17 protein-coding genes are annotated in these 18,987 nt (G+C 37.2%); 14 read left to right on the forward strand and 3 right to left on the reverse strand.

The genetic code is table 11. The features are described 5' to 3' along the window. Positions 1-314 precede the first annotated feature (314 nt). On the forward strand, positions 315-1,256 hold the full coding sequence (locus AB3I20_RS00755; protein ID WP_071868402.1) for a dihydroorotate oxidase: 942 nt from the start codon (positions 315-317) through the stop codon (positions 1,254-1,256). A 52-nt stretch (positions 1,257-1,308) separates the two neighbouring features. Here the strand turns inward: AB3I20_RS00755 and AB3I20_RS00760 are convergent, their stop codons facing one another. Together AB3I20_RS00760 and AB3I20_RS00765 are read right to left on the reverse strand one after the other, a co-directional pair. Further along, positions 1,309-2,817, reverse strand: a complete 1,509-nt coding sequence (locus tag AB3I20_RS00760) for a helix-turn-helix domain-containing protein (RefSeq protein WP_179189254.1) — start codon at positions 2,815-2,817, stop codon at positions 1,309-1,311. 463 nt (positions 2,818-3,280) lie between these two features. Continuing rightward, positions 3,281-4,192, reverse strand: coding sequence for a transcriptional regulator (locus AB3I20_RS00765; RefSeq protein ID WP_270607590.1), 912 nt, complete (start codon positions 4,190-4,192; stop codon positions 3,281-3,283). Positions 4,193-4,443: 251 nt separating this feature from the next. Between AB3I20_RS00765 and AB3I20_RS00770 the strand changes: the two genes are divergently transcribed. From AB3I20_RS00770 to AB3I20_RS00830, 13 genes are all read left to right on the forward strand, one after another. Then, complete coding sequence (locus AB3I20_RS00770) at positions 4,444-5,706, forward strand: extracellular solute-binding protein (RefSeq protein ID WP_067482130.1); 1,263 nt, start codon at positions 4,444-4,446, stop codon at positions 5,704-5,706. Between the two features lie 65 nt (positions 5,707-5,771). After that, positions 5,772-6,659 carry a carbohydrate ABC transporter permease gene (locus AB3I20_RS00775; RefSeq protein WP_067482441.1) on the forward strand — a complete coding sequence of 296 codons (888 nt, stop codon included), beginning with the start codon at positions 5,772-5,774 and terminating at the stop codon, positions 6,657-6,659. A gap of 11 nt (positions 6,660-6,670) precedes the next feature. Further along, the gene (locus AB3I20_RS00780; RefSeq protein ID WP_067482128.1) at positions 6,671-7,507 is read left to right on the forward strand and encodes a carbohydrate ABC transporter permease; all 837 of its coding nucleotides are present in this window, start codon (positions 6,671-6,673) and stop codon (positions 7,505-7,507) included. Between the two features lie 6 nt (positions 7,508-7,513). Continuing rightward, positions 7,514-7,924 (forward strand): hypothetical protein, encoded by a 411-nt coding sequence (locus AB3I20_RS00785; protein WP_067482126.1) that lies wholly within the window; start codon positions 7,514-7,516, stop codon positions 7,922-7,924. A 15-nt stretch (positions 7,925-7,939) separates the two neighbouring features. Continuing rightward, entirely contained in the window at positions 7,940-9,766 is a 1,827-nt protein-coding gene (locus AB3I20_RS00790) for a glycoside hydrolase family 2 (protein WP_075491131.1), read from the forward strand. Then, positions 9,759-11,525, forward strand: a complete 1,767-nt coding sequence (locus tag AB3I20_RS00795) for a glycoside hydrolase family 2 (protein WP_071868399.1) — start codon at positions 9,759-9,761, stop codon at positions 11,523-11,525. Before AB3I20_RS00790 ends, AB3I20_RS00795 begins: the two co-directional genes overlap by 8 nt. Before the next feature lie 159 nt (positions 11,526-11,684). Continuing rightward, positions 11,685-13,118 carry an amidase gene (locus AB3I20_RS00800; protein WP_368026818.1) on the forward strand — a complete coding sequence of 478 codons (1,434 nt, stop codon included), beginning with the start codon at positions 11,685-11,687 and terminating at the stop codon, positions 13,116-13,118. Between the two features lie 23 nt (positions 13,119-13,141). Next, on the forward strand, positions 13,142-13,981 hold the full coding sequence (locus tag AB3I20_RS00805; protein WP_271027220.1) for a transporter substrate-binding domain-containing protein: 840 nt from the start codon (positions 13,142-13,144) through the stop codon (positions 13,979-13,981). After that, positions 13,981-14,643: an amino acid ABC transporter permease gene (locus AB3I20_RS00810; protein WP_075491139.1), complete on the forward strand. Its 663-nt coding sequence runs from the start codon at positions 13,981-13,983 to the stop codon at positions 14,641-14,643. Before AB3I20_RS00805 ends, AB3I20_RS00810 begins: the two co-directional genes overlap by 1 nt. 280 nt (positions 14,644-14,923) lie before the next feature. After that, positions 14,924-15,934, forward strand: coding sequence for a C39 family peptidase (locus tag AB3I20_RS00815; RefSeq protein ID WP_368026898.1), 1,011 nt, complete (start codon positions 14,924-14,926; stop codon positions 15,932-15,934). A gap of 159 nt (positions 15,935-16,093) precedes the next feature. Then, positions 16,094-16,783 carry a hypothetical protein gene (locus AB3I20_RS00820; protein WP_270345429.1) on the forward strand — a complete coding sequence of 230 codons (690 nt, stop codon included), beginning with the start codon at positions 16,094-16,096 and terminating at the stop codon, positions 16,781-16,783. A 4-nt stretch (positions 16,784-16,787) separates the two neighbouring features. Beyond that, the gene (locus AB3I20_RS00825) at positions 16,788-17,744 is read left to right on the forward strand and encodes a sce7725 family protein (protein WP_368026819.1); all 957 of its coding nucleotides are present in this window, start codon (positions 16,788-16,790) and stop codon (positions 17,742-17,744) included. 26 nt (positions 17,745-17,770) lie between these two features. After that, positions 17,771-18,280 carry a GNAT family N-acetyltransferase gene (locus AB3I20_RS00830; RefSeq protein ID WP_067482110.1) on the forward strand — a complete coding sequence of 170 codons (510 nt, stop codon included), beginning with the start codon at positions 17,771-17,773 and terminating at the stop codon, positions 18,278-18,280. 123 nt (positions 18,281-18,403) lie between these two features. Here AB3I20_RS00830 and AB3I20_RS00835 read toward each other — a convergent pair whose 3' ends face one another. After that, positions 18,404-18,964 carry a guanylate kinase gene (locus tag AB3I20_RS00835; protein WP_075491144.1) on the reverse strand — a complete coding sequence of 187 codons (561 nt, stop codon included), beginning with the start codon at positions 18,962-18,964 and terminating at the stop codon, positions 18,404-18,406. Between the last annotated feature and the right edge of the window lie 23 nt (positions 18,965-18,987).

An 18,987-nucleotide genomic window follows, 5' to 3' on the forward strand; every position in this document is an offset into this window, starting at 1 on the left:
AGCGTTCTGGCCTTTTTTGTGTAAAATAGACGCTTTCTGGTATCTGAAAACGTCTAAAAAGAGGATAGAGTATTTTTTACCTGTTTTTGCCAGAAAATCAGCAATCTTCTTGTCTAAGTTGATAAAAATGAAGCTGGTTGTGTGAAGGTGATTGCTCATTGTTAGTGAAATAAACAGAAACCTTCGTTAAAATAAATTTTGTTCTTGTAAAAGACGAACGTTATCCAGTTCGTTTGAAAAAAATAAAGTTTTTTTGTTGATTTTCTAGTTGGAAATGCTAAACTAGATAAAATGCCTTTGAAGGAGCGATTATCTTGAATTTAGAAATGACCTTTGCCAACCATACTTTTGCTAATCCGTTTATGAATGCGTCTGGTGTTCATTGTATAACGGTGCAAGAAATGCATGAACTAGCAAGCTCAGATGCTGGTGCAATGATTACTAAGAGTTGCACCATCCCAGAGCGCGCAGGAAATCCTGAACCACGATACTATGATGTAGCGTTAGGGAGCATCAATTCGATGGGGTTACCTAATTTAGGTTTTGCTTATTATTTGGACTACGCACTTCAATATGAAAAAGAAAATCCAACTGCTGCTCCGTTATTTTTCTCAATTGCGGGAATGAGTGTAGCAGAGAACTTAGAAATGTTAGAAATGATCGAAAAAAGTGATTTTCGTGGAATCACAGAATTAAATCTTTCTTGTCCTAATGTTCCAGGGAAACCACAACTTGCTTATGATTTCGATGCCACTTTTGAAACACTTAAACAAGCATTTGCCATTTTTACAAAACCATTGGGCGTGAAATTACCACCATATTTTGACTTTGCTCATTTCGATGCGATGGCAGATATCTTGAATCAATTTCCTTTGACCTACGTTAATGCAATCAATAGTGTGGGGAATGGGTTATATATCGATCCTCAAAGTGACACGGTAGTAATCAAACCGAAGGACGGGTTTGGCGGAATTGGTGGCGAGTATATCAAACCAACTGCTTTGGCAAATGTTCGTGCTTTTTATACTAGATTAAAACCTGAAATTCAAATTATTGGGACTGGTGGGATTTGTAATGGACAAGACGCCTTCGAACATTTATTGTGTGGCGCAAGCATGTTGCAAATTGGAACGCAATTGCACAAAGAAGGACCAGAAATTTTTACTAGAATAATCAAAGAATTAGCAGAAATTATGGAAGTAAAAGGGTATCAATCAATTAGCGAATTTCAAGGGAAATTACGAACTATTTCATAAAACTCAACAAAAAAACGTGAGGCAATTGTGCCCCACGTTTTTTTGTTTACGTTTATTCTTCTAAAGGTTTATTTTTTTGGGAATGTTTTGCTAATAGTTCGCGTAAAGAGCTAACATCCTTGTTGGTTTTGAAATTATTTGTGATATAAAGATCGGTATATCCAAAATCACAAAGAGAGATAGTGGAGTTAGTAACCAGAATATCATAAGACTTACCAAACTCAGCGATTTCACACGTGATGAAAAAATGGTTTTCAAATTCAGTTTTGACCATTTCCACCATGATGTTACTGTAAAGATAATCATCACTTGAGTGGACGCCAATCGTAATCTGATTTGTTGAAAAACGTTTTATCTGATTAATGAAATAAAGGTAGATACGAGTTACTAGTTGTTTAGTAGTATCTAATAAAGCTTTTTCAACTAAAATTTCTCCTTCATCTACGATTTGATTTGCAAGTTCGAAGTTAGGAATAAAGGTGGTTGCTTTTAGTAACCGTTCAGAAATAATTTTTTCTTCAAGAAAGGTGATACTTCCTCGAAAGTAGAGAAGTGAACCATGTATTTGTGTCAAATAGTACTTCCAATTAGCAATAAATGTTTCGTCAATTTTCTCTTGGCCAAGTTGATAGTCAGATTTAACTTTGCTTACTACCAGTTCATTCAGTGCGATGATTTTAGGGTTGCTGGTCGGCCAGTAGCCATCTTCTAAAATCATTGCAACATCAGGTGGCACTATCGACATAGAAGAGATGAATAGGTATAAATAAATTGCATTATGGGGTGAACCAAAGACAGCAGAGTGACTGAGTGAAAAAAAGTAAGCATCACGCACAATCTGATAAATAGAATCTTCTGTCTGATAGTCAAAAAAAGTTTCCAAAATAGGACTTGAATCATTTAAAGATTGCTTTAAAATACGTGTTTTTAAGATCCGAATCCAAAGGTATAGCTTTAATTTTGCTTCTCTTGTGAAAGTTTGTTTTAATTTCTTTTCCAAGTAATCTGCAAAACGCATGGCGCTTACGTCATTTGTTTTCCCTTCCAATTCGTCTAGCGGGACACCTACCCAAAATAATTGATAGAAAAAATAACAAATTTGTAGTTCGTCGCCAATGATGGTTCCTTTGCGAATCTGAATATCAAATTCTTTAATTTCTTTGTTTAATTTTTTTAGGTGACGATAAATAGCAGCTTCACTTAATGAAACGCTGTGACTTAAATCAACGATTGAATAACTTGGATGTTGATATAGATAGATGAGAATTTGATAGTCAACCGAACGATTCAAATAATAATAATAGAACTTGTCTAAGCTGGTGTGATTATCCTTTTGAAGTGTGATACTGTTGTGTATTTTATCGTATGTAAGAGATAACCCGATATTTAATTGCTCGAGGGTAGAGCCGACTTCTTCAATATTTGTTTCAAAAAGGAATCGAGTGAGTGCTAATTCTTCAATCATTGTTGTGGTGCTTGTCTTAGCATTATAATCCAATAAAAAATGGACCATTGAAATTTGAATACGACTATTTTTATCCAATAAATTCAAAAGGTTCAAAATCAACACCTGCTTTTCACATTTTTAGTAAGACTTAGTTCATCACACATAACACGGAATTTATAAATAACAACAATATATATGAATCTAGCATAGATAATTATAACATCAATTAAAAAAAAGCAAAGAATATTTTCTGGGCGCTAAAAATGTTTTTTTCTTCACAATGAACGAACCCAACGAGAAAAAGTCTTAGAAAAAGGGAGACTGGGACAAAATTAGTTCCAGTCTTTTTCTTTTCCGTCAATCAGTTTAGATGAAAAGAAGAGCAGATATAACTTGGGTGAGCAAGTGAATTTCGTCCTAACTCTGAAAAATAATTTTTGGAGATTTGGTTTCTGCTTTTTTTAAGCAAGCATTTTTACGTACATACTGTATGAATTGATGAGTAATAGCTTTCAACAAAAAAAGAAGAACGATTACTAGCGGTTTTCTCTTTTGGTTTTAAGGTTTCATGTTTAAGTTACTTTTTCAAATAATAGGTAGTAATCAAAATATCTTGCTGGTGGTTCCCAAATCCAGTACCGAACAATGTTAATCCTCCTTGATGCTTGGCATCATCTTCAACAGAAAAGCGTAATTTGATAAAAGATAGTTCACGTAGTTTCAAGTCTTCGATCGTCACATCAGAATAAGCTTCACCATCAATTCCGGTATCTAATTTATTGATGCGAAGATGCTTTAAAAGACCGTATTGACTGAAACTATCGTTCCACCATTCGGGCGTATAGCGTCCACGAATATCTGAAAAATTTCCAGGGACAGTGTAGACAGCTACTTTGACATCATTCACGTAGATGGAGATATCACTTGGCCAAACATTATTTGATAACGGAAATTCTGATGCAATTTCAAAACTAATTTCAAGCATTTCAGGTGTTTCATTTTCTTGTAATAAATTAGGTATTTTATACTCAACAAACCCACTACTGAACCATAACAATGACGCATCAACTCGTTTGGCGTCCATAAAATATTTTGGGTCATCTGCTTTACCAACCACATCTTCAATCGTCGCTAATCCACAAGTAGGTGTAACAGAAAAATCAGTAAAATGACCAAGTTTCAGGTTAGTAGAATAACGTTGAAATTCTTGATAAATTTTCTCTGGAAAACAAATATTAATATCATCGACTTTAAGGTAGACCATTTTTTTATTTCGATTGGCACCAACGCCACGCTCAGAATGTATCAAACCTGCATCTTCCATTTTTTGAATGTGTCTAGTGGTGATCGCACTACTGATTTCCAAATGTTTCGCAATCTCACCAATACTTTTTTTCTCGCTCCCGATAAATTTTAAAATTTCCAAACGGGTAGCACTAGCGAGGCATTCAAAAACAGGCAATGAACGTTCATCTAAAGAAAGTTCCATAATTTTCCATCTCCTATTTAACTAAAAAGTTAACAGATTATCTCTCAGTACGATTATATCCCAACACCTATTTAACTGTATAGTTGTTTTTGATAAACGTTGACAAAATAGTGTTGACTGCGCTTACATACGATGCTAATTTAGCAATGTACTAGTTGTTGAAAATAAAAAAATACTAAATGGTTCATTAGCCTAAAAATAATTTCGGTTGAAAATTAACTATTTAGTAAAATTGAGAGAGGGACAGAAAAATGAAAAAATTATTAGGTATGGCATTGGTGACGGGCGCTTGTTTGATGACATTAACAGCATGTGGCAGTTCTGGAAGTACGGGGTCGGCAAATGAAAAAGAAATCGTTTTTTGGAATCCATTTACAGGGGCGGACAGTTCAAACGTCAAGGCAATGATTGATGAGTATAACAAAACAGACCCTGAATATAAAATCAAAAATGTCTCGTTAAAAGAAACAGATATGTATACCAAAATCCCAACTGTCGTTAACTCAGGGAAAAATATCCCGGATTTGAATATTGTTCATGCAGAACGAATTAAGCAGTATAAAGACAACGACATGCTAGAAAATTATGATGAAATTTTGGCTGATTTTCCCGAAGTCAAAGCCGAAAATTACGTGACTGAAGCATGGAATTTGGGTGAATTGGATGGTGTGCGATACAGCTTACCACTTGATATCCACAACTGGGGAACTTATTACAATAAAGAACTGCTAGAAAAATATGCACCCAATGCTCTGGATGACAATATCTTGACCTTTGATGAGATCAAAGAGGCAGGCGAAAAAGCAAAAGCTGATGACGTTCGAGGCGTAGCTGTTACTTGGATGAAACCCAATTACTTATCTACATTCAAGCAAGCGGGAGGCGAATTAACGGAAGATGGAACGGCACCAACTTTGGATACACCAGCGGCTAAGGAAGCAATGAATGCATGGGCTGATTTATATCAAGCTGGAGTTACAACAAAAGATGGGGAAGACCCAACGCAATTATACTTAGCTGGAAAACTACTCTTTTTCCCAGAAGGCATTTGGCTACAAAATAATATCAAAGATGCAAAATTTGAGTGGGGATTGACCAATTCACCACAACTAACAGCTGACGCAAGTAAAATAGTCAATTGGGCATCTTCCCATCAATTTGTGATGTTCAAGAACAAAGATCGTTCCGATGAGAAAACAAAAGGAATCATGGAATTTATCAATTGGTTGCGGACGAATTCACTTGAGTGGGCAAAAGCGGGGCAAAATCCAGCAACGTTAGCAATTTTAGAGAATGAAGAATACCAAAAGATGCCACAATCATTCTTCATTGAAACACCTGAACAACAAGCAACACTTTCAATCTTTGACTATAAATATAATGGTTATGTTTCAGAGTACATTGATGCGCATGGTTTTGATACGATTTTTGGGAAACAGTCGGTGGCTGATTTCACGAAAGGGATGCAAAAAGAAGTTGTCGATAAAATTGCCAAGGATAGTTCCAATAAATAAATTTTTTCACAAGTTATTTTGATTCAAGAAAGGATTGCGCAGTTATGATGACTTCTACGGAAACGATGTCAAGTACAGGCAAGGTAATCAAGAAAAAGAAATGGCTGCCTTGGATGTTCTTGGCACCACACTTAACGATTTTTACAATTTTTTTCTTACTACCTGTCATTTTTGGTTTGTATATTTCTTTAACAGACTGGGACTTATTCAACTCGCCGACATTTGTTGGCTTAGCTAATTATCAAGATCTTTTGTTTAATGAACAGTCTACTTTTTATGAACAATTGCGGATTGGGTTAAAAAATACATTTTTATTTGTTCTGTTTTCAGTGCCGAGCTGTATTATCGTTCCGTTGATTTTAGCAGCAGCATTAAATACGAAACCAAAATTAGCAAAACTATTTCAATCACTGTTTTATTTACCATCACTCTTTGCCATTTCTGCCGTAGTAATCATTTGGACGCTAATTTTTAATGTCAACTATGGTCCAATCAACACGATTTTACAATCTGACATTCCTTGGACTGGGACACAGCCCTATGCCTGGATTGCGTTAGTGGTTGTAACAGTTTGGTGGACAATTGGTGGAAATATGATTATCTATCAAGCAGCATTAAATGGCATTTCAAAAGATTTTTACGAGGCAGCCGATATTGATGGCGCTACGACGTTACAAAAATTTTTTAAAATTACTTTGCCAGCAATCAGAGGACAGATTTTATATACCGTAGTAATGACAACGATTGCACAGTTTAATGTTTACGGACAACCGCTAATGTTGACAGGTGGTGGACCAAACAACTCAACGCGAGTCTTATTGATGTATATCCAACAAAATGCGTTTGGTTCAGGACAATCAATTGCCGGAATGGCATCTGCGATGGCAGTCATTTTAGGTCTCTGTATCATGGTCGTTTCTGCGATTCAATTTAAGTTTTTACGAAAAGAGTAGGGGGAGACAAGATGAAGAAAAAGTCAATGTCTAAACTAATGGCATTTTGCTTTTTGCTTGTGATGGGAATTGTTTGGATGATTCCATTACTGTATGGTGTGTTGACATCATTTAAATCTGAGATGGAGCTGATGACAGCGGGGTTTAAGTTATTACCAATTGAATGGGTCTTAACGAACTACACAGAACTTTTAGTGAATAATTCAAGTACACCGTTAGTTAAATGGTTCTTTAATTCGTTATTCATCTCTGTTTCTCATACTCTTTTGGTGTTAGTTGTCGTCTCATTTTCGGCGTTTGCTTATAGCCGTTTAAGTTTTAGAGGTAAAAATGGACTCTTTTCCTTTTTGCTAGCAACGATGATGTTTCCGAGTGTAGTGAATTTGATTCCACTTTATAAAATCGTTGATATTTTAGGTTGGGTCAATACGCCATTGGCAATGATTGTCCCAGGAGCAGCTGGTGTATTCAACATTTTCTTAGTTAAGCAGTTTATGGATAATATTCCAAAAGACTTTGATGAAGCCGCACAGATTGATGGTGCGAGCGAATGGACGATTTTCCGTAGAATTATTTTACCTTTGATTAAACCAGTGTTATTAGTAGTAGCGTTATTTGCCTTTACGGGTTCTTGGAATGATTTCTTGTGGCCATCCATCGTATTTAATGATATTGAAAAAATGCCGATCACTTCAGGGTTACAACTTTTACAAGGCATGTACCAAGCGCAACCAACCTTGTTGATGGCGGGCGCTTTGGTGGCGATTATTCCGACTTTTATTTTGTACCTATTTGCTCAAAAATATTTTTTACAGTCGATGTCTTTATCTGCTGGTGTGAAAGGATAAGAGAAAATGGAACGAAAAAGAGAACGACAATTGATTCGAATGATGGGAATCTGGCAAATCCTTGATGGGGTAGTAACAATCGGAATTTATGGCTTGTACCAGCAACAAATCTTTTCTGGTATGGTCGAAAGTCATTTAGCACAATTGAAGGCAATTGATGCATTATTTGGGAATGTTTTCTTATTTGTCTGTACGTTTGGCACGTTATTGATTGGTTTAGGATTAGCAAATTTAGTCATTAGCCAACGATATGTAAAAGACAATCAGGTGAATATAAAAATAGGTGTGTACTTATTAGTTCAAGGCTTATTCTCTTATTTGATTCTGGACATCATTAGTTTGGCGTTAGGAATGACAGCAGGAATTATTTTACTTGCTAGAAATAAGGGAATTAAATTGAACGTTCAAAAATCTTAGTTGGGAGTTAAAAATATGATGCGTGAAGAGTATCCTCGTCCGCAATTTGTCCGTGAACACTTTGTCAATTTGAACGGAGTCTGGTCATTTGCTTTTGATGATGAAAACATTGGAATAAAAGAAAGGTGGTATTGTACACCTGAAAAACTTGATCAAACAATTGAAGTACCATTTGTTTATCAATCAGAGTTAAGTGGGATCAACCAACGTCAAATTCATGATGTTGTCTGGTACCAGCGAACATTTTCTTGGGAAAAACGGGAACAAAAAAGATGTTTCTTACATTTTGGTGCAGTGGATTATCGAGCGGATATTTATGTTAACGGTTGTTATGTTGGAAATCATCTTGGTGGGCAAACGTCATTTTCATTTGATATTACTGACTTTTTAATAACAGGAGAACAAAGTTTAGTTGTCCGTGCTTGGGACCCGCACGACGATGAAACGATTCCAAGAGGAAAACAATTTTGGGAAGCAGAGTCAAGAGGCATTTGGTATACGAATAGCACAGGGATCTGGCAAACCGTTTGGTTGGAAGAGGTGTCAGAAGAACATCTCGAAAAGATCGAATTAACACCAGACATTGACCAAGGAAATGTCTGTCTTGCGCTCACCGTACCAGCTGCGGCTGTTGGCCGAACGTTGCGCTATCAAATTTCGTTTAAAGATATCGTAATTTGTGAAGATCAGCTAACCATTTTTTCAACTTTCACCAAACGTTGGATTGATATTTATAATCAAAAAATTTTCCGTACCAACTTTCATGACCATGGGTGGACTTGGTCGCCTGAAAACCCAAATCTGTTTGATATTCGTTTTGAATTAGTTGATGGGAAAGAAGTGTTGGATCAAGTAACTAGTTATTTTGGGATGCGTAAAATTCATGTTGAAAACGGAATGATTTTCTTAAATAATCAACCCTATTATCAAAAGTTAGTATTAGACCAAGGCTATTGGCCTACGGGATTACTGACAGCTCCCGATGATAAAGCATTGATCAAGGATATTGAGTTAGCGAAGGAAATGGGATTTAACGGTTGTCGAAAACATCAGAAAGTGGAAGACCCACGATTTTTATATTGGGCAGACCAGCTAGGTTTTCTCGTTTGGGGAGAATGTGCATCCGCGCCTATTTATACGTCAGACGCGGCTTCTAGGCTGACCAAAGAATGGGTCGAGATTATTGAACGTGATTATAATCATCCGTCCATCGTAACGTGGGTTCCGCTAAATGAAAGCTGGGGGATTCCGGAAATCCATTTGAATACGCAACAACAAAGTTTTTCTAAAAGCATCTACAACTTTTTGCATGCGTTAGATACAACTCGTTTGGTTATTTCTAACGATGGTTGGGAAATGACTGAAACAGATATTTGCGCGATTCACAATTATAATCATGGTGAGGAAACTGAAACTGAAAAATACAATCATTTTAAACGAAGTTTAGCAAGCGTTGATGGATTGATCAACCATCCACCAGGGAAATGGGCAATTTTTGCTCAAGGATTTACCTATCAGAATCAACCGATTTTGTTGACTGAATTTGGGGGTATCGGCTATCAGGTGCAAGGTCAAAAAGGATGGGGTTATACTTCCGTAAATGACGGCACACAATTTCTTGCGGATTATAGTCGGATTATGCGAGCAGTTTATGAATCTAAAGCATTATGGGGTTATTGTTATACGCAGTTAACAGATGTAGAACAAGAAATTAATGGCTTGCTTACTTATGATCGACAAGCAAAAGTTTCTTTAAAGAAAATTAAGGAAATTAACGATCAATATCATCCAGAACGCATTTCTATTAAAAATCAATGGAGAAACGAGGCAGAATATGAATAACCTTCGACGAGAACACCCACGCCCACAATTCATTCGAAAAAATTGGACTTTGCTTGACGGAACTTGGGCATTTCAATTTGATGATGACAATCAAGGAATCCAACACCAATGGTACAAAGGAATTCCCAATACCGTTCCGATTACTGTACCTTTCACTTATGAAACAGAATTGAGTGGTATCAATGATCCTGCCCATCATTCTGTTGTATGGTATGAGAAGACAATTGATTTAGAGGAGCAAAAAAAGTACACCTTATTATTTGAAGGCGTTGATTATTTTAGCCAAATCTGGTTGAATGGCAAACAAATTGGCTCACATCAGGGAGCTTACGAACGTTTCGAATTTGATTTAACGGAAGCGCTACCCGGTAAAAATCATTTGGTGATTCGTGTAGAAGATTCGCTTGCGGAGGACCAACCACGAGGAAAGCAGCGATGGTTAACGGATAATTTTGGTTGCTGGTATGTTCAAACAACGGGGATTTGGAAATCGGTTTGGTTGGAAGAACAGCAGTCAGAAATCCGATTGGCGTCAGTTAAAATGACGCCAGATTTAGCCAACGATCAGATTGTTTTTGAGCCACTTGTTAAAGAAGGGGCGACTTATCCAAAAAGAAGTTATTTATTTGAAGCGGAAGTCTCATTTGCTGAACAATTAATTAGTTCACATCGAGGATTACTAACTCATTCACTCACCCCAATTTCATTGCAAACAAAAGTCAAAGAGGACGGTTGCTGGGGAACGAAAGTCTGGTCGCCAGAAACGCCGCATTTATATGATGTCACTTTCCGTCTTTTCACTGAAGAAGGTGACTTATTAGATGAAGTATCCAGTTATTTCGGCATGCGTGATATTTCTATCAAGAAGGGACAAGTTTTATTGAACCATCATCAACTCTATCAGCGATTGATTTTGGATCAGGGTTATTGGAAAGAATCAGGAATCACACCGCCTTCGCTTGAAGCGCTGGAAGTAGATCTTGATCGGATTATAGAAATGGGTTACAACGGGTTAAGAAAACATCAAAAGATCGAAGATGAACGGTTTTTATATCTATGTGATGAAAAAGGTTTGTTGGTATGGTCTGAGATGGCATCAACTTATTTGTTTAACGATCAAGCAATGGAACGTTTTGTTGATGAGTGGCAAGCAATTATCCGCCAAAATTACAATCATCCATCAATCATTACTTGGGTACCATTTAATGAATCTTGGGGAATCAAAGGAATTGAACACGATCAACGACAACAACACTTCACTGAAAGTATCTACTATTTAACGAAATCTTTTGATAAACAACGACCAGTAATTACAAATGATGGTTGGGTCCATACCATTTCTGATATTTTGACATTACATGATTATGAAGAATATGGTGAACGTTTCACAGCACGGTATGAAAATAAGAAAGATTTTGTAACTAATGAACATCAGTTTAATCAAGATTTTTATGCTTTCGCTGATGGGTATCAGTACCAAAATCAACCAATCATTATTTCTGAATTTGGTGGGATTGCTTTCACAACAGAAAAGGCAGAAGACTGGGGTTATGGGAATCAAGTGAGGAATGAGGAACAATTTATGACACGTTTTGATGCCATCCATCAAGCGATTCAGGAGTTACCATTTATTACGGGGTACTGTTATACACAATTGACAGATGTTGAGCAAGAGGTAAACGGACTGTTAACTACGGATCGAAAACCAAAAGTTGATTTAGCTAAAGTGAAAGAAATCAATACAAGAAGAGTGAAGTAAGTCAAAAATAATTGCGAATTAAAGTTGGGTTTAGTCACGGATGAAAGTGATGCCCAACTTTTTTATTGTTTAAAAGTTTGTGCACAAATGTGCAAGCGTATTCATTGTTTTGTATAGAAACTTATGGGAGAATAACTTGGGAAAAAAGGAGGGTCTAAAATGAAAGATGCGATCTATCTATCTCAAGCATTGAAAGAGAAGCAATTCAGCCAACAAGAGTTTCTTGAAGAAACAGCGAAAAAAGCAAAAAAACTGAATCCCGAATTAAATGCTTTTGTGACATTTGCTACTACTGATTTGCCTCAAAAAAAGACTGATTCATTATTAGCGGGAGTTCCTTTTCCGTTGAAGATGCTAGGGCAAGAGAAAAAAGGTTGGTTGGCGACATCTGGTTCTGTTTTGTTCCAAGATCATCATGCTTCGATGAATTCAAACTATGTTCGACAAATTGAATCGCTTGGCTTGTTGCCGTTTGGACAAACGAATTCACCCGAATTCGGCTTTAAAAACATCACAGATCCTGTACTTCATGGTCCAGCAAGAAATCCATGGAATGTTGCTCATTCACCCGGTGGTTCAAGTGGTGGCGCAGCAGCGGCTGTAGCAGCCGGCATTGTGCCTATGGCGGGAGCAAGTGACGGTGGTGGTTCTGTTCGAATTCCGGCTTCCTTTTGTGGTCTGATTGGGCTAAAACCTTCAAGAGGAACGATGCCTGTGGGACCTTATGCATGGCGTGGTTGGCAAGGAGCAGCAATTGATTTTGGGTTAACGATTTCTATGCGGGATACGGAAGCATTATTTTATGGTTTACGTGGGACTGCTTCAGGTGCGCCTTATCAAGCATCACCAGCAGAATGGCAAACACATCCAGAGAAAAAAACGTTGCGTGTAGCGGTTTGTTCTGCCTCACCGATTGGTTCAACAATTAGTGAAGAAGCAAAACAAGCGATAAAACATGCGGTAGATTTTTTAGTTGAGCAAGGACATGACGTAGTAGAAGTTACTTATCCATTGGATGGTCGTCACTTGATTAATTCTTATTATCAAATGAATGCTGCTGAAACGGCAGCGATGATTACTTCGATTGAGGGAAGTCTTAAACGGTCGGTCAGACAAGAAGAATTAGAACCGATTTCATGGACGTTACTAGAATATGGGAAAAAAATCGCTGCTGCTACTTATATTGAATCCTTGCATGTTTGGGATCGTGCAGCGGTAACAATGGAAGAATTATTCCAAGAGTATGATCTGTTTCTTTCACCAACGACTGCGTTCTCAGCTCCAGAAATAGCAAAAGATTTACAAAGTGATCTGATTCGCGAGAAGATGAGTCAAGTTTCTGAACTGTCGGAAAAACAAGCATTTGATGTTGTTACGGAAATGTTTGAGGAAAGTTTGCAGATTACTCCTTATACTCAGTTAGCCAATCTAACTGGACAACCAGGTATCAGTTTGCCAACACATCTAACTGCTGAAGGGTTGCCATTAGGAATTCAGTTTATGGCGGCTAGAGGTCGCGAAGATCTTTTATTTACTATAGGAAAGTTATTTGAAGAAAATCAAAAATTTTATTTACCGAAAAATGTTCAATAGTGTGTGATTCGTAGGAGGAAAAAATGAAAAAGTCAGTTTTTGCAATTATTTTAGTCAGTGGTTTATTCGCCTTAGCAGCTTGCGGCCAAGGAAGTTCTAAAACGTCAGAAGATAATAGTTTAAAGCAAGTGGAAGATAAGAAAGAAATGGTTGTTGCGACTTCAGGAACACTGTTCCCAGCATCTTATTATAACGATGATAATCAATTAGTTGGTTATGATGTTGACGTAGCAAAAGAAGTAGCGAAGCGTTTGGGTGTTGATATCTCGTTTAAAGAGTACAATGTTGATGGCCAAATTACTGCTGTATCTAAGCAAGCAGTTGACTTTGCAGCAAATGATTTTGGGATTACAAAAGAACGGGAGAAAAAATTCTCTTTATCTGATCCAATCAAATATTCTTTTGACAGTATGATCGTGCGTCAAAAAGATGATTCTGGGATTGCTTCTTTAGAAGATTTGAAAGGAAAGAAAGCTGCCGGTGAACCTAACACAAGTTATATGAAATTAGCAGAAAAATATGGTGCAGAATTAGTTACTTATGATAACGCGACGAATGATCAATATCTAACAGATGTTGCTAATGGACGAACAGATGTGATCTTAAATGATTATTACTTACAAAAGATGTCTGTAGCTGCGTTACCAGATATTCCAGTTAAAATTTTGGAAAACGTTTATTTCAATGCAAATAGTAGTGGCTTTTTGTTTAAAAAAGGGCATGATGCTTTAGAAGGAAAAGTGAACGAAACACTTAAGCAAATGAAAGAAGACGGGACATTGAAAACAATTTCTGAAGGTTATTTCCAAACCGATGTTTCAGTGAAACCAAAAGAAGAAATTGCTGAGACGGTGAGTGAATAATGTATTTTCCCGCAATTGATTTTCTTCTAATGTGGCAGTCTATCCCCTTTGTTTTACAAGGGCTGACTTATACGTTAGGAATCGGGGTCCTTTCTTTCTTATTAGGCAATGTTATTGGGATTTTATTAACAATACTCGGGTTAGTTCGCTGGCGACCTATTCGTTGGTTCGTCCGGTTTTATCTCTCTTTTTTTCGGGGAGTTCCTGCATTAGTATTACTTTTTTTACTGTATTTTGGCTTACCGTATCAACTGAGTGCCGTGACAGCATCGATTATTTGTTTTACGATTACAAGTAGTGCTTTTCTCGGTGAGATTTATCGTGGATCGTTAGCTGGTGTGCCTCAAGGACAATGGGATGCTGGCTTGGCTGGTGGTTTTTCTTTTTTGGGTGTTTTGCGTTATATTGTGTTGCCGCAAGCTTTTCGCATCTCGATTCCTGCACTAAGTAACGTAGCGATGGATTTGGTGAAAGGGACTTCTTTGGCAGCAACGATTACCGTTCCAGAAATTTTTCAAAAAGCAAAAATCATTGGTGGGCGGACATTTGACTATTTTTCGTTGTATATTTTAGTCGCTTTGGTTTATTGGCTGATTTGTATTGGAATTGAGAAAGTCCAACAACTATTAGAAAAGCATTATGCCAATCGTTTGATCCAATGAACATGAATAAATAATAACTGAAGTTGGGATAGAAAATGATCCTAGCTTCTTTTTTTATAAAAAATTGCTATTTCATTCTTCCTGTTAGATAATTTTCTTGAGAAGAAGTTATTTTTCGCACAATCTTCCTGCAAGAATGAGAAAAAAAGAGTCTTTTTCGAATAAGTTTTTGTCATGATGTGTTTCGTGCTACAATTTTTGTGCAAATAATTGAATGAACTGGGGGATAAACGTGAAGAAAAGAGGATTTACTTTGTTAGGGCTTGGCTTGCTTTTCGCAATTGGTATACAGACAGGACATGCGCAGACAGAAGAAGTAGCAACAACTAGTACAGGTAGCATTCCAATGTATCGCCTTTTCAATAAATATAGTGGTGAGCATTTATACACACGTAGTACGGGGGAAAGAGATAATTTGAAACGTGTTGGTTGGAATTACGAAGGTGTGGCATGGGAAGCCCCAACCAGTGGATCGCCCGTATATCGTTTATACAATCGCTATAATGGTGAACATTTTTATACGATCGATGCAGGAGAAAGAGATAAGATTTCCCATACTGGCTGGACCTATGAAGGGATCGCTTTTTATTCTTACAGTGGTGCTAATGGTGTACCAGTTACACGTTTATATAGTAAAAAAGTGAATTGGCATCATTATACGCTAGACAACAATGAAAAAAATATCATCAGCAAACAAGGGTGGAAAATCGAAGGTGTTGGCTGGTATGCAATGCCGAATAGCGCCCAAACCCCAAGCGAAGAAAAACTATTGAATGTGCCTGTTGTTTGGCAAGGAAATACGATGTTGTGTGAAGGTGCGTCATTACTACAAGGGTTACGTTATAAAGGAGTTACGAATCAAGACTTATTGACTTTCGTTAACTCGATGCCACGTGCAAATGATAATAATCCATATCATGGATATTCTGGTGAATGGCGTCATAATGTTTCTGGTACTTATCAAGGAATGATGGCTGATCCGGTCGTCCAATGGGCGAAAAAAGTAGGTGGAAATACAGCAAATATTTCCGGAAAAGGAACGGCTGGAATTAAGAATGAGATTCGTAAAGGAAATCCAGTTGTTACTTGGATCACGTATAATTATGCTTCGCCGCAATTCAAACAAATGCCTTGGGGACGCGCCGTTTGGAATGGACATGTGGTATTAGTCGATGGGTTCAAAAATGGTGCATATCATGTTGTCGATCCTGTCTTTGGTGCAAAATGGATTAATGCGAGTACTTATGAGAATGCGTTTAATGTAACTGGTATGGCAGTAGCAGTTCGTTAATCAAATATGTTGAGAAAAGTTCGTTGGAGTGTGGCACTAGCTGTTGCACTCCTTTTTTGATTTACTGTTAAGTAGAGAAATAACTAGCCTTTTTGATTATCGTTGTGTAAAATAAACAAGATGATTAGGCGAAAATACGTTCGTGTCGGAGGCGAGAAGATGAAAACATCCTTAACAATTGATATGGAGGAGTCACTTTACTACTATTGTCTTGAACAAGGTGGGATTGTGGTAGAAGAGGTGACGATGCCAGAAGAACAAGGAATTGTGGATACGTTATGTTGTCTAACAAAAACTGATGGAACGCGTGAATGGCGTTGTTATGAATTAAAAGTAACAAAAGCAGACTTTCGTTCAGCGGCGAAGCTCTCATTTGTTGGACACTATAATTATTTTGTGTTGCCTCAGGAACTCTACGAAATTGTTCAGTCAGAGATTCCGGCTGAAATTGGTGTTTTTGTTTACCGACCTTATGTCTCGGCAGAAGAAATGCCTGCACCAGGAACGTTTGCAATTGCCAAAAAAGCAACAAAAAAAGAACTGTCAGTACCGGAAACAGCATTGACCAACCGTTTTATGGCTTCACTATTTAGAGAAGTTCGAAAAGCGAAACAAATGGAACGAGGGGTTAGATATTTTCCGACTGAACAATTATATAAAGAATTAAAAAGACGTTCAGATGAACAAAGTCCATTTTCGACTGAACGTTATTATGAACGTTTCATGGAAGATTTAAATAATCAAGCGGTAGAAGAATTACAAGAAGAGGTTCTTGCCTTGCAACAAGATTATGAATACCTACGCCACCAACAACAAATTCGACGTTTACCAACTGAGCCATTGGAGTGATCTTATGTATTATCCTTATTTACGTGGAAAACAATTTGATTTGTTAGCCTTAAAAGAAGCGATTAATCGTAATGTTTTATCAACTAAAGTTCAGCCAATCATTGAACCAGTACGAGATTCTGCGACACTAAAAAATGTTGTTGAACTTTTCCAGAAGAAAAAACAACCGTTAATCGTGATTGATAATCCACAGGTAGGTCAATTTAAATTATTTCAAGAACATCTACACCCGTGGACTGAAACGCAGAAGAGTTCCATTCGGCATGGGCTGATTTTGACACCACAAAATTTCCAAGAGATTGTGAACAATCCTCCTGAATGGCTGATTTTTGATGGACAGTACTATTTAAGAGAATCAGCAAGCTGGAAAAAATTGGCAAATAATGAAACAAAATTCGTTATTCCTGATAAGAGTCGCTTGCGAATTTGGCTACCAGAAAATAAAATCATTTTACGGGATTCGTTTCAAACAAAAAAATATGTCGAAAACTATGCTGAAAAGCCAGATGATTTTTTTAGTGACGATTACTTATTTCATCAAGAAGACGGCTATGTTGGTTTTGCTGATTTTACGATTGAAGGTAGTCGTTATTTTGATAAAGGGTATCCTAGTCGTGCGTTAGGCATTCATTTAACCTACGTTGATGCTTACGGGAATATCCGGGTGAAACATTTCATTTCTGATAGTAATGAGTCTGCAAAAGATCAAGCAGTCAAATTCTTCGAAGCAGCGACAAAAATGAAAAATTGGGTTTGGCGCAATCAAAACCAACTGCTGATTACTTCAGGAATGATCGAGCTTTTGTTATTAGAAAAAAAGCAAAAATTTCCGGGCTTAGGGGTATTAAAAAAATGGTCCTTACTGCATCACTTAGAGCTAATGAGTCAGTTGGTGGAGCATCCAACAAACTGGCTGAAAGAAGTGACACAGACCAATCGCTTACAAGAACTAGACCAATAAAAGGGAACCTACAGGAGGCAATGAAGATGTACCTTAGAAAAACAAGACCTGAAGACATCGAAAAAGTGATGGAAATCATTCAGGCGGCAACGCAATTTTTAGCAACACAAGGATTGCCACAATGGCAAAATGGGCAAGGCCCAACCAAAGAAATCATTTTAATGGATAGTGAAAAAGAGGAAAGCTTTGTTTTGATTGATGAGGAACAGATCGTTGGCACAGCAGCTTTAGTTTCAGGTGTTGATCCTGTTTATACAGCGATTGATGGTTCGTGGGAAGAAGTCACATCAAGTTATTTATCGATTCATCGAGTTGCAATTGATCCAACAGTTCGAGGAAAAGGCTTGGGGAAAAATTTACTGAAACATTTAGTAACAATTGCGGCAATCCAAGGAGTCAAAGATATCCGAATTGACACGTATCCGACCAATGAACCAATGAAAAAAACAATTTTAGCAGCAGGCTTCAATTATCGAGGAATGATTGAATTTCCATTTGAACATGGGGAAAGACTGGCTTATCAGTTGGTGATTTAGTAGGAAATCATTGGTGAATAAAAGTAAATCGTATTTTCTCCTTTGAATACAAGCAAAAAGAAATCAGATTGTGTGTCTGATTTCTTTTTGTTTAGCAAATAACCAAAGTATAATTGGAAACATTTATCTTGAAGTGTTTTCCTGTAAAACTTTTACGAGTTGCCGCTGGGCTGACTCGAAAGTTGTGTCATTTGAAATAATTGCAAGGGTGGGAATACTGGTTAGGCGCTGTAGTTCTTCTTGGTCACGTTCAAAAAGCGCTAGTCGTTTTGAACGCTCAGCTTGAGAATCCCCTCGATCTTCTAAACGTTTTTGCAAAGTTTCTTTTGAAATCGAGATGAAGATGGGGCGAATGCGCTCTCCAAAAATTTCATGAAGTCGCCAAAAACCAGAAGCTGTTAGTACAGCGTAACAATCAGCTTTTTTTAGTCGATTTTCGATTTCTAGTTTACTAGAGCCATAGTAATTTCCTGCGTATTCGTCCCATTCAGCAAATGCACCATCTGAAATCATTTCTTGAAATCTTTTTTTAGAGATAAAGTAGTAATCTTTTTCGTTCTGTTCACTAGGACGCTTTGAGCGACTAGTGTGTGTGATGATTTTTTGATCTGGACGAAAAACGGAAGCAGCTAACGAAGTTTTCCCTGAACCTGATGGACCAATAATTACATAACAATGGGTCATAGTGTACCTCCTTATTAGTTAAT

The sequence above is a fragment of the Enterococcus sp. C50 genome (assembly GCF_040887505.1).
Taxonomy (GTDB): Bacteria; Bacillota; Bacilli; order Lactobacillales; family Enterococcaceae; genus Enterococcus_B; species Enterococcus_B thailandicus.